This is a genomic window from Nostoc sp. FACHB-280 (assembly GCF_014697615.1).
GTDB lineage: Bacteria > Cyanobacteriota > Cyanobacteriia > Cyanobacteriales > Nostocaceae > Nostoc_B.
In genome coordinates this window covers 1-12,303 of sequence record NZ_JACJSD010000051.1, presented here as the reverse complement: position 1 = coordinate 12,303, position 12,303 = coordinate 1, and the positions used below count along the sequence as shown (strand labels likewise).

At 40.2% G+C, this 12,303-nt stretch carries 9 protein-coding genes; 6 read left to right on the top strand and 3 right to left on the bottom strand.

The window, feature by feature from the left end; genetic code table 11:
- Positions 1–142: 142 nt before the first annotated feature.
- Complete coding sequence (locus H6G75_RS27200; RefSeq protein ID WP_190983021.1) at positions 143–961, bottom strand: SirB1 family protein; 819 nt, start codon at positions 959–961, stop codon at positions 143–145.
- An 885-nt stretch (positions 962–1,846) separates the two neighbouring features.
- On the opposite strand from H6G75_RS27200, the gene H6G75_RS27195 reads away from it, so the two are divergent.
- Together H6G75_RS27195 and H6G75_RS27190 are read left to right on the top strand one after the other, a co-directional pair.
- Positions 1,847–2,884 (top strand): choice-of-anchor L family PEP-CTERM protein, encoded by a 1,038-nt coding sequence (locus H6G75_RS27195; RefSeq protein WP_190983020.1) that lies wholly within the window; start codon positions 1,847–1,849, stop codon positions 2,882–2,884.
- A 276-nt stretch (positions 2,885–3,160) separates the two neighbouring features.
- A complete protein-coding gene (locus H6G75_RS27190; RefSeq protein ID WP_190983019.1) occupies positions 3,161–3,832 on the top strand; it encodes a PEP-CTERM sorting domain-containing protein in 672 nt (223 codons plus the stop codon).
- Positions 3,833–4,242: 410 nt separating this feature from the next.
- Here the strand turns inward: H6G75_RS27190 and H6G75_RS27185 are convergent, their stop codons facing one another.
- Entirely contained in the window at positions 4,243–4,695 is a 453-nt protein-coding gene (locus H6G75_RS27185) for a hypothetical protein (RefSeq protein WP_190983018.1), read from the bottom strand.
- 211 nt (positions 4,696–4,906) lie between these two features.
- Between H6G75_RS27185 and H6G75_RS27180 the strand changes: the two genes are divergently transcribed.
- Genes H6G75_RS27180 through H6G75_RS27170 form a run of 3 tightly spaced genes read left to right on the top strand, consistent with a single transcriptional unit; the run spans position 4,907 to position 7,983 of the window.
- Entirely contained in the window at positions 4,907–6,646 is a 1,740-nt protein-coding gene (locus tag H6G75_RS27180; RefSeq protein ID WP_190983017.1) for a Mu transposase C-terminal domain-containing protein, read from the top strand.
- A 3-nt stretch (positions 6,647–6,649) separates the two neighbouring features.
- Complete coding sequence (locus tag H6G75_RS27175) at positions 6,650–7,480, top strand: TniB family NTP-binding protein (protein WP_190983016.1); 831 nt, start codon at positions 6,650–6,652, stop codon at positions 7,478–7,480.
- Positions 7,477–7,983 carry a TniQ family protein gene (locus tag H6G75_RS27170; protein WP_190983015.1) on the top strand — a complete coding sequence of 169 codons (507 nt, stop codon included), beginning with the start codon at positions 7,477–7,479 and terminating at the stop codon, positions 7,981–7,983. Before H6G75_RS27175 ends, H6G75_RS27170 begins: the two co-directional genes overlap by 4 nt.
- A 336-nt stretch (positions 7,984–8,319) precedes the next feature.
- On the opposite strand, the gene H6G75_RS27165 is transcribed toward H6G75_RS27170, so the two are convergent.
- Positions 8,320–8,751 (bottom strand): hypothetical protein, encoded by a 432-nt coding sequence (locus tag H6G75_RS27165; protein ID WP_190983014.1) that lies wholly within the window; start codon positions 8,749–8,751, stop codon positions 8,320–8,322.
- 165 nt (positions 8,752–8,916) lie between these two features.
- Here H6G75_RS27165 and H6G75_RS27160 point away from each other — a divergent pair, with 165 nt between their 5' ends.
- The gene (locus tag H6G75_RS27160; protein ID WP_190983013.1) at positions 8,917–11,955 is read left to right on the top strand and encodes a CHAT domain-containing protein; all 3,039 of its coding nucleotides are present in this window, start codon (positions 8,917–8,919) and stop codon (positions 11,953–11,955) included.
- The last annotated feature ends 348 nt before the right edge of the window (positions 11,956–12,303 follow it).

The window sequence follows — 12,303 nt, the reverse complement described above, 5'->3', positions numbered from 1 at the left end:
GTAATAAGTAATAAGTTAAGAATTTTACTCATTACTCCTTACTCACTACTCATTACTCCTCCATTCGAGGTGTGGTGAGAAATCCGGGTAATGACCAATGACAGCCTAAACTAGGAAATGTGCCACTTGAATCCAAACTTGTTTATTTACCCATTTCTGTAAGTAACCGTTGAATTACCACTGCATCTTCAGCATCAGGAACCTTGGATAAGTAGTTTTGTAAGTCTGTGACTGCTTGCGGGTAATGTCCTAATTGATAGTAAAGCAGACCGCGATCGCGGATTTCTAACATCGCTGCCGGAAATAACAATAAAATTCGTTCTACAGCAGAGAGTGTTTTGCCCAAATCTTGCTGTTTAAGATATATGTATTTTAAATTCGTCAGTATCCTCGCCAAAAATTGCCGATTGCTGACAGTGGCTAAAAATTCGGGTTTGAGGTTGACAGGTTGTTGAAACATTTGGGTGAGTCGTTCCTGACAATCTTCTGTAAACATTACCTCACCCCGATTAAAAGCATCCACAAAAATCTCCATATCAGGAATATCAGGACGGATGAGAAAATGTCCTGGTAATCCTATACCTACCATTGGGAACTCAATTCTGTGGGCAATCTCTAAATAAACCAGTGCGAGAGTGATGGGAATTCCCATACGGCGGTCAATCACATCATTTAAAAAGCTGTTGCGGGGGTCATAGTAGTTGCTACTATTGCCTGTAAATCCCAAATCATCATAGAGATACTGATTCAAGCTTTGAATCAACCGCAATGGATAGCGTGGAGTTGGTAAACGTTCTTGAACCTCTTGTGCCATTGTATCAAGGGCATTGAGATATTCTTCCGGGTCAAGGTTGGGATATTCTTCTTGGGCAATGTATAGTGCTGCCTTGGCCAAGTTGATATACTCGTCAGGTTGCTGAATCTCTTGGTAAAAATATTGTCTTGCTGACGAGAAATTCATAAGCAAATTCTGCTGTAAATCTAGAGATGAAGCTAGGGCAAATAAGGACTGAGCGATTTTTGCACTTATCTTTATCTTAAGTGAAGACTATGAAAGTAAAACGCCGAATGCCAAATCGCGCAATTTTATCTCAATAGAATTCAGGAATCAGCCGTCAGAAATCAGAATCATAAATTAAGTTAGGAGTCTGCTAGATAGAAATTTTCATCACCTAATAGTACTGATTCTCAATCTCGCTCACCATTCTGAATTTTGGCTTCTGTCTTCTGAATTCTTACTAAGAATGTAAGTTTTTCTACTCAAAATCTTTACCATAGCTAGACGAAAAAATAATAAAAATTATTAAAAAATATCATTTATTGTGATTTTGGTTTATTTTTATCAAAAATTGATTTATGGATAAACTATATAAAAATTGGTTTATATCAATTTAAAATTGACCTTATATTTTATTAATCTTATTTTCATACTGAAATATAAAAATATTTTAAAGGAATTGGATTGATTTACAAAGTTTTATTGGTGAGTTTACACTTGCAATTGTCTCAAGCAGTTATCAAATCAACTTTTGCGAGTAGATATACAGAATTAAAAATGTAATTATTGTGTAAACGACCGTATTTCTACTATCCAAAAAAATAGTTAAATACTAATCTAATTAAATAGGTAAGCGAGAAGAGAGTAAAAATTAACTCGCTAAAAACCGACATAAATGTGTTTTCAAATTGTGGTTACAGCAATATGTTGATAATCAGCGATCGCGGCTAGAGATGAATTCAGTTTGCAACCATCACACTTGCTACTTTTTGGCATATTTTTTGCTAAAAATCTCCAAAATTCGCAAAACAAATCTTGCCAATCTTCACGTTTAGTTGGTAGAAAAACATGAAATCTCTCCAGGATTTTCTCAAAACAGGTGCATTTTCTTTATTAGGTTTAGGATTAGTAACTGCACCTGCTCAAGCGGTCAACATTACTACTAGCAGTGACCCGAATCTATTAGTTAACAACATTTTAGGTTCAGGCATTACAATTTCTAATGCTACCTATCAAGGCGCACCAATAGCATCTGGAATTTTCACAAATGGTTTAGCTTCAGGTATCGGTATAGATAATGGCATTATTCTTACCACTGGTAATGCAAAATTGGCATCCGGGCCAAATACTACCGAAAGTGCATCTAGTAGCAATAAACTACCTGGCGATGCTGACTTAAGTGCTTTAATTTCTGGTGTAAAAACCTATGATGCTAGTGTACTGGAATTTGAATTCACATCAACAACAGGCAATCTATTTTTTAATTATGTTTTTGCTTCCGAAGAATATAACGAATATGTAAATTCCAAATTTAACGATGTGTTTGGATTTTTCTTAGATGGTAAAAATATTGCCTTAATTCCCGGAACTAATACACCAGTTTCTATTAATACTGTTAATGGTGGTAATCCATTTGGTAGCAATGCCACCAATCCGCACTTATTTAATAATAATGCTTTGAGTGATGGGGGAATTTATAATCTGCAATATGATGGTTTTACCAATGTATTTTCTGCACAATTTTTGGGATTAAGTGAAGGCGTACATCGGCTGAAAATAGCAATTGCAGATGTGGGAGATTATCGTTACGATTCTGCTGTGTTTATTCAAGCAGGTACTTTTTCTTCTGGTGAACCGCCAAAACCAGAAATACCAGAACCCACTCCAGTAGCAGAGCCTACACCAGTTCCGCAACCAGAAATACCAGAACCCACTCCAGTACCAGAACCTACACCAGTTCCGCAACCAACAACTCCTGTACCTACACCAGTCCCCGTACAACAAGTACCAGAACCCACCACTATTTTCGGTGTATTGGCTAGTGCAGCCTTGGGTCTGACATCCCTCCGCAAGCGGAGGATAGTAACAACCAAAACTCTCCGCTAAATTTTATGTAAAAATACGGAAACTTCATTATTAAATTACAAAGAAAGAAGTACTCTATAAAAGTAACTTCACAGAAATAACACGTAGTAACATGACTGCAAAGCTCAAAACTTGCTGTCAAACTCATTGTTTACCAGAATTTGCTGCGTGTTCTGTGATGCGATCGCCAATCAGGAGTAATTGTCCCCTAAAACACAGTACCCCTAGACAAGTTACTTAACAAACCGCCCGTATTACTACTGGCCTCTTTCTTTGGAAAAACATTCTACTTAAAGTATGGCTAAATCAAATTTTTTTTCCACATTCAGTAAATTAGGACTCACATTAACCACCATCACAGCCATAGGCATGGCAACATCTCATACAGCTAGTGCCGCCACCCTACTATCTGACAACTTTGATAGTGAAAATGGTGGTGTGGGACGTTTAAACTACAATGCTTTTACTAACTGGAACGTTTCTGGTGGCACCGTTGACTTAATTGGCAATCGTTTTTTTGACTTATTCCCTGGTAACGGACTGTATATTGATACAGATGGCTCAACCCGTAATGCTGGGATAATTACATCAAAAACAGCATTTACATTTAATCCAGGAGATGTAGTTGACATCAGCTTCGATCTTGGTGGTGCAAGAAGACGAGGCCAAACTAACTCCGTAATTGTCTCTTTGGGCAGTTTGTTCAACGAAACATTCACCTTACCAGCTAACCAAGCTTTAACCACCTTTACCCGCACCATTAATGTCGCCGCACTGACCACGGCTAATTTAGCCTTTGAAGGTGTTGGTGGAGATAATGTTGGTTTAATTCTGGATAACATTACTCTGTCACGCACGACGACATCAATTCCTGAACCTAGTGCTTGGCTAGGTGTATTAGCATTGGGGGCTTTAGGTACAGTTTCAGTATCTAAGCGTCAACTCCAAAAACTAAAAGCTAAAGCATAAATAAATTTTCATTCAACTTTGTAGCGCCCGTGTCAGAATACATCTGACGCGGTGTTTTTTGTTTTTAGCCTCATTTCCAAAACAAAACACTGGTCTTAAGGAATTACTAACGGAGTTATGCCCCCTTCCGGTGCTACAGTGAATCCCCAGAGAGTTAAACCTAGCCCTTTCAAGGTGTGTTATTTTGCAGCTTTTTCTGGGTTATAATTTTAGCAGTTGAGATATGGGGCTTGCTTGTTCTTGAGGTAAGTTCGTTTTGGTTGAGCTTTCTTTAGACCTCGCGGATAAAGGCGAAAAGTTCTCAGTTTGACAAGACCTGCCAGATGTTTGAGAGTTTGTGATAATTCTGTGAAGGTCATGTTCTGAAAAACACACCACTCATCAGGGGGAATCGCAATCATCATTCCTCTTTAAGTACCCTTGATTTCATCGGCTAAATAGTAGCTGGAAACTTCGGCTTCTATCTTCTCGGTTCCATGAATACTTCTGAGGGCTGCCTGAACGGTAGACAGTACGTTATAGGCAACTAAAGCGATACAGAAGGTAAACAAAGCTGCTTTTGGATAGCCTAGTGTATTCATCTCGCAGCAGAGATTTTCTGTCAGAACTTGGAATAAGGTTTCGAGTTTCCAACGTTTGCGGTACATTTGGGCTATCAAAATTGCATTTACCACCTCAAACGGCAGATTTGTCAGAATAAAAATTTCTCTGTCCCCGTCACGATTAGGCTGCTTCAAGCAGACCTTTATTCGTCGTGCCTTTAACAGTTGACCATCAAATGTGTCAATGTACGATTCTGTACAGTGACTAATTAAATGTCGTTGTGACAAATTATTGTCATCTGGTAAATGCTTGTACAGCAAGAGTTTTCGCTAGTCAAAAAGTATTATCTTATTTCTCGACAGTGACAAATTGGCTGTCGTTTGTCCTGATTGTGACAAATTAAATGTCGCTTCAGAAATTAGAAAAAAGTTTTTGTATATTTTCATAATGACAAATTGACTGTCGTTTTCCCAAGTATTAGGATAACATTATGTATTTATAATTTATTTTTGATTCATGAACAGAAACATTATGTCTGATTTCACTGTTCATACGTCGGTAAATACTGCCCAAGCCGTATCAGAAGAAAGCAACACATCTCCTGAGACTAATGTGATTGTTACAGAACTCTCAGAAGAAGCCCAACTGAAGTTAGAGGTAATCCAAAGTTTGCTGGAACCATGCGATCGCACAACTTACGGGCAGAAGTTGAAGGAGGCTGCGGAAAAACTAGGTGTGACAGTGCGAACGGTGCAGCGTTTAGTAAAAAAATGGGAAGAGGATGGCTTAGTCGGATTCACTCAGACAGGTAGGGCTGATAAAGGAAAACATCGAATTGGTGAGTTTTGGGAAAACTTCATCATCAAAACTTATAAGGAAGGTAACAAGGGTAGTAAACGCATGACTCCCAAGCAAGTTGCCCTGAGAGTTCAAGCTAAAGCGCGAGAACTAGGCGACTCCAAGCCTCCTAATTACAGAACTGTTTTACGGGTATTAGCTCCCATATTGGAACAAAAAGAAAAAGCTAAGAGTATCCGCAGCCCTGGTTGGAGGGGGACAACACTTTCAGTTAAAACTCGTGAAGGACAAGATTTATCGGTTGACTACAGCAATCATGTTTGGCAATGTGACCATACCCGTGTAGATGTTTTGCTAGTAGATCAACATGGTGAACTACTAAGTCGTCCTTGGCTAACAACTGTAATTGATACCTATTCTCGTTGCATTATGGGTATCAATTTAGGTTTTGATGCGCCTAGTTCAGTGGTAGTAGCTTTAGCATTACGCCATGCGATTTTGCCCAAAAAATACGGTGCAGAGTACAAACTGCACTGCGAATGGGGAACTTACGGTAAGCCAGAACATTTTTATACTGACGGTGGTAAAGATTTTCGTTCAAACCACTTAAGCCAGATTGGGGCGCAATTGGGGTTTGTATGTCATTTACGCGATCGCCCTTCAGAAGGTGGAGTAGTTGAGCGTCCTTTTAAGACATTGAATGACCAACTATTTTCCACGCTACCTGGATATACCGGATCTAATGTACAGGAACGCCCAGAAGATGCAGAGAAGGACGCAAAACTCACCTTGCGTGAACTAGAACAGCTACTTGTTCGGTACATCGTTGACCGCTACAACCAAAGTATTGATGCGCGAATGGGTGATCAAACTCGTTTTGGGCGTTGGGAAGCGGGATTACCTTCAGTACCAGTGCCAATCGAAGAACGTAATTTAGATATCTGCTTGATGAAACAGTCACGGCGCACAGTACAAAGAGGTGGATGCTTACAGTTTCAAAATGTGATGTATCGAGGGGAATATCTAGCAGGATATGCGGGGGAAACGGTCAATTTAAGATATGACCCCAGAGATATTACAACTGTGCTGGTTTATCGCCAAGAGAAAAGTCAAGAAGTTTTTCTGACTCGCGCTCATGCTCAAGGTTTGGAGACAGAGCAACTGTCATTAGATGAAGCTGAAGCAGCTAGTCGTAGATTGCGTAATGCGGGTAAGACTGTTAGCAATCAAGCCTTATTGCAAGAAGTCCTTGAGCGTGATGCTCTAGTGGCAAAAAAGAAAAGTCGCAAGGAACGTCAAAAATTAGAGCAGGAGATTTTGCATTCTACTGCGGTGAATGAAAGTAAAACTGAATCTTTACCATCTCCAGTTACGGAAGCAGTAGAAGTTGAATCTACTACTGGGCTTCAATCTTCATCCCCAGAAGTAGAGGTTTGGGATTATGAACAACTGCGTGAAGAATACGGATTTTAAACAATGACAGATGCAAAAGCGATCGCCCAGCAATTGGGTGGGGTAAAACCGGATGATGAGTGGTTACAAGCAGAAATTGCTCGTCTCAAGAATAAAAATATTGTTCTATTACAGCAAGTAATAACTCTTCATGATTGGTTAGATGGAAAACGCAAGGCACGGCAATCTTGTCGAGTTGTCGGAGAGTCAAGAACGGGTAAGACCGTTGCTTGTGACGCTTACAGGCACAGGCACAAACAACCCAAAGAATTAGGGCGACCGCCATTTGTGCCTGTAGTTTATATTCAACCTCCGCAAAAATGCGGCTCTAAAGAATTATTCAAAGAGATAATTGAACACCTCAATTTTCGAGCGACAAAGGGAACCGTATCAGATTTGCGTGGTAGAACAATCGAAGTAATCAAGGGTTGCGGGGTAGAAATGCTGATTATTGATGAAGCTGATCGCCTCAAACCTGAGACTTTTGCAGAGGTGCGTGATATTTATGACAAGTTGGGCATTGCTGTTGTTTTAGTAGGAACTGACCGTTTAGAGGCAGTAATTAAGCGAGATGAACAAGTTTATAACCGCTTTCGGGCTTGCCATCGCTTTGGTAAGCTATCGGGAAAAGATTTCCAAGACATTGTACAAACTTGGGAAGATAAAGTTTTAAAGTTGCCATTGCCTTCTAATCTCATTAGTAAGGATATGCTGCGGATTTTGACTTCGGCAACAGAGGGTTACATTGGTCGGCTAGATGAGATTCTCAGAGAATCAGCAATTCGTTCTTTATCAAGGGGATTAAAGAAGATTAACAAGGCTGTTTTACAGGAAGTTACTAAGGAGTACAAATGAAAGAGGCACCAGATGTTGAGCCTTGGCTATTCTTGATTGAACCCTATGAAGGAGAAAGCCTGAGCCACTTTCTTGGTAGGTTTAGACGTGCTAACCATTTATCACCCAGTGGGTTGGGTCGTTTGGCAGGAATTGGTGCAGTAGTAGCAAGGTGGGAGCGATTTCACTTTAATCCTCGTCCTAGCCAAAAAGAATTAGAAGCGATCGCATCTATAGTAGAGGTAGATGCAGACAGGTTAGCTCAAATGCTGCCACCTCTGGGAGTGGGAATGCAGCATGAGCCAATTCGCCTGTGTGGTGCTTGTTATGCCGAAGCACCTTGTCACCGGATTGAGTGGCAATATAAATCGGTGTGGAAGTGCGATCGCCATCAACTCAAGCTTTTAGCAAAGTGTCCCAATTGTCAAGCACCTTTCAAAATACCTGCGCTATGGGAAGATGGGTGTTGTCATAGATGTAGGATGCTGTTTGCGGAAATGGCAAAGCAACAGAAGGGTTTGTAAATTAAGAGAAAAAAGCATTAAATAAACCAAGTCTCTGGATAAATTGTTTTGGTTGTCCAAAGAATTTATGCAATAATTCTAATTATTTTTACTCTTAATTTTGTCTAAGTAAGTAGCTCAGTGTTAAAAATCATCGTTGTGGAAAGGCAGGAGGCAGGAGGCAGAAAGCAGAAGGGAAGAGGATAGTAGCCTTGTTTACCTTTCTTAACTTAGTTATGTTTTTTCACGTCGACTTACTTAGAATGACTTTTTCTAATCTCATTAAAATTAATATATTAACTTTTGCTTAAGATGTGAAAAGCACAACTAGCCGATTGGCAGTAAAAGGATTAACCATCAAAATACTGAATTATAATAAACTTTTTTAAAAGATTGAATTTTGTCACGAAAAGGATGCTTTGCCCAATTCCAAACGTTGGGTTGCCCTAGAACTTCACATATAAGCTGACGTAAAAATTGAGAAGGAAGCTTTTCATCCACCTTAAAAACAAATCTTTCTCTATTAGTTGACTCATAATATAGATAAGATAAATTTTCGGCTTGATATTTTAATAGTTCTACCAAATCCTCAATCTTTTCAAAGTCAAAATTTTCTTTTAGCAGATTGTGTATATCTTTATCAAATGGGATTAGGTGTATATGTGCATTGTCTATACAGCCTCCACAATCACCAGAATATATTAATGGCTGGGCTATACAGCCTGCACAGTTACTAGAATGATGATGAAAGGCAGCACCACAATATTCAAATACTGTAATATTTTGCATCCTTTATTCGCTTTTTACGTGTTTACACAGCTAGGTGCAAGATATGAGGACAAGCATCATGGTTTCAGCTTATTCGGAACTCGTTGCATCTAATTTGCATATCCTTCAAAGAATGAGAGATATATATTTTGTAGAATTGCTCATCTGCTGCTGACTGTAAAATATATGCGTTATTGCCAACTGAGTTTAACCACATTCATCACTCTCATCTTGACTGTTGCGCCACCTATTGCCAATTTACCAACAGTATTTCCAGCGTCGCAGCTATTGGCACAAACACCAGCAGACAAAAAAGCCGAAGCAGATAGACTATTACAACAAGGTATTCAGCAGTTTCAAACCAGTCAATTTGAAGCCGCATTACAATCTTGGCAACAAGCACTAATTATTTACCGTGAAATTAAAGACCGTAAAGGCGAGGGATATGCACTGGGAAATCTCGGTATTGCTTACTATTCATTAGGAGACTACGCCAAAGCCATTGAGTACCACCAACAGCTCTTAGCCATCGCCCGTGAAATTAAAGACCGTAATGGTGAGGGAGCCGCACTGGGAAATCTCGGTAATGCTTACAATTCACTAGGAGACTACCCGAAAGCCATTGAGTACCACCAGCAGAGTTTAGCCATCGCGCGTGAAATCAAAGACCGTCAAGGTGAGGGACGATCACTGGGAAATCTGGGTCTTGCTTACAATTCACTAGGAGACTACCCGAAAGCCATTGAGTACCACCAGCAGAGTTTAGCTATCGCCCGTGAAATCAAAAACCGTCTAGGTGAGGGAGCAGCACTGGGAAATCTGGGTCTTGCTTACCTTAATCTAGGAGACTACCCGAAAGCCATTGAGTACCAGCAGCAGAGATTAGCCATCGCCCGTGAAATCAAAGACCGTCTAGGTGAGGGATATGCACTGGGAAATCTCGGTATTGCTTACCAGTCTTTAGGAGACTACGCCAAAGCCATTGAGTACCACCAGCAGTGTTTAGCCATCGCCCGTGAAATCAAAGACCGTAACGGTGAGGGAGCAGCACTGGGAAATCTCGGTTTTGCTTACCAGTCTTTAGGAGACTACGCCAAAGCCATTGATTACCACTCCTCAAGTTTAGCCATCGCCCGTGAAATTAAAGATCGTCAGGGTGAGGGAAATGCACTAGGAAAGCTGGGTATTGCTTACTATTCACTAGGAGATTACGCCAAAGCCATTGAGTACCAGCAGCAGAGATTAGCCATCACCCGTGAAATCAAAGACCGTCTAGGTGAGGGAGCAGCACTAGGAAATCTCGGTAATGCTTACCAGTCTTTGGGAGACTACGCCAAAGCTATTGATTACCACTCCTCAAGTTTAGCCATCGCCCGTGAAATCAAAGACCGTCAGGGTGAGGGAGCAACACTGGGAAATCTCGGTAATGCTTACGGGTTTTTGGGAAATTACGCCAAAGTCATTGAGTACGAGCAGCAGAGATTATCCATCGCCCGTGAAATCAAAGACCGTAACGGTGAGGGAGCAGCACTGGGAAATCTTGGTAGTGCTTACTATTCACTGGGAGACTACCCTAAAGCCATTGAATACCAGCAGCAGAGTTTAGTGATCGCCCGTGAAATTAAAGACCGTCTAGGTGAGGGTAATGCACTGGGAAATCTCGGTAATGCTTACTATTCACTGGGAGACTACGCCAAAACCATTGAGTACCAGCAGCAGCATTTAGCCATCGCCCGTGAAATCAAAGACCGTCAAGGTGAGGGACTGTCTTTAAACAATTTAGGACTTGCTCTCTACAAATCTGGTAATCTCGCCGCAGCAGAAAAAACACTGTATGAGGGAATTAAAGTTTGGGAATCTCTGCGAGATAAAAAATTAGCTGATACTAATAAAGTCTCAATTTTCGAGACACAAAGTACAACTTACCGCACTCTACAAAAAGTTCTGATTGCTCAAAAGAAAACCGATGCAGCTTTAGAAATATCAGAACGCGGTCGGGCTAGGGCGTTTGTGGAGTTACTTTCATCTCGCTTGAATCAGAATAACAGCGAGATGAAATCACTGGCAGCACCAACAATAAATGATATCAAACAAATTGCCAAGATTCAAAATTCTACCTTGGTGCAATATTCAATCGTTTATGATGATTTCAAAGTACAAGGTAAACTAGAACCCAAAGAATCAGAAATTTATATTTGGGTAATTAAGCCCACAGGTGAAGTCACCTTCCGCAAAGCTGATTTAAAACCTTTGTGGCAAAAAGAAAACACATCTTTAGCACAACTAATCAGCGTCAGTCGTCAATCCATTGGTGTGAGAAGTCGCGGTGGTATTAGCGTTGCAGGAAATTCTAATGTACCCACAACCAAACAAAGATTTCAACGGCTACACGAACTACTCATCAAACCCATCGCGGATCTTCTCCCCACCAAAGAAAGCGAAAAAGTCATCTTCATTCCGCAAAGTTCCCTATTTTCTGTTCCCTTCGTCGCATTGCAAGATGAGGAAGGTAAATACTTAATTGAAAAACACACTATTCTAACTGCACCATCAATTCAAGTTTTAGATTTAACACACAAGCAAAGAGTCGGAATTGATGATTCAAAAGTCGGGAAAGAAGACATTTTAATAGTTGGGAATCCTACTATGCCAAAAATTCCTATTACCAATGAACAGCTAATATCTTTACCTGGTGCAGAAAAAGAAGCAATTCAAATTGCAGATTTATTGAAAACCAAAGCAATTACAGGTAACAAAGCTACCAAAGCCGCAATTCTTCCTAAGATGGCGAAAGCCAAGATTATTCATTTTGCTACTCACGGCTTACTTGATGATTTTAAAGGCTTTGGTGTCCCAGGTGCGATCGCTCTTGCTCCTAGTGGTAAAGATGACGGTTTCTTAACAGCAGGTGAAATCTTTGACTTGAAACTCAGCGCCCAACTTGTTGTTCTCAGTGCTTGCGATACTGGCGGCGGCAATGTTACAGGTGATGGTGTGATTGGTTTATCGCGTTCTTTAATTAGTGCTGGTGTGCCTAGTGTGGTAGTTTCACTGTGGGCTGTAGATGATAATTCTACCGCTTTTTTAATGAGTGAGTTTTATCGTCACCTCCAGCAAAATCCTGATAAAGCTCTGGCGTTACGTCAAGCTATGCTCACAACTAAAAAACAATATTCTAATCCTCTTAACTGGGCTGCTTTCACCCTTATCGGGGAAGCTAATTAAACCAATTCGCAATTAGCAGTAAGATTTTAGCGATCGCACTCAATTAAAGGTGATTGATAAAAGCCTGAAACAACATATTTACCTTGATACACAAGATAGTTATTTTGTACAGTGCGTAATTCCTAATTTTTATGAATAATATTGATTCTTTTTCTGAAGAAAATACAACTGTTACAGACTCTCAATAAACCATGTTATCTCGTTCTGCTTGAAATAGTGATGGCTCTCCCAGAGTAGCTATGCTAGAATAGCATGAATAAAATCAGTATAATTCAATAGAATTAGCAGTAATTGGTGGCAAAAGCCCAAGTAGGGAAAGAGTTATACAAGCAATTGGCAATATAAACA

Excerpts from the sequence above, each read along its gene's own strand:
- H6G75_RS27195 (WP_190983020.1), top strand. The coding sequence starts at position 1,847 with ATGAAATCTCTCCAGGATTTTCTCAAAACAGGTGCATTTTCTTTATTA.
- H6G75_RS27160 (WP_190983013.1), top strand. The coding sequence starts at position 8,917 with ATGCGTTATTGCCAACTGAGTTTAACCACATTCATCACTCTCATCTTG.
- H6G75_RS27180 (WP_190983017.1), top strand. The coding sequence starts at position 4,907 with ATGTCTGATTTCACTGTTCATACGTCGGTAAATACTGCCCAAGCCGTA.
- H6G75_RS27165 (WP_190983014.1), bottom strand. The coding sequence starts at position 8,751 with ATGCAAAATATTACAGTATTTGAATATTGTGGTGCTGCCTTTCATCAT.
- H6G75_RS27170 (WP_190983015.1), top strand. The coding sequence starts at position 7,477 with ATGAAAGAGGCACCAGATGTTGAGCCTTGGCTATTCTTGATTGAACCC.
- H6G75_RS27190 (WP_190983019.1), top strand. The coding sequence starts at position 3,161 with ATGGCTAAATCAAATTTTTTTTCCACATTCAGTAAATTAGGACTCACA.
- H6G75_RS27175 (WP_190983016.1), top strand. The coding sequence starts at position 6,650 with ATGACAGATGCAAAAGCGATCGCCCAGCAATTGGGTGGGGTAAAACCG.
- H6G75_RS27200 (WP_190983021.1), bottom strand. The coding sequence starts at position 961 with ATGAATTTCTCGTCAGCAAGACAATATTTTTACCAAGAGATTCAGCAA.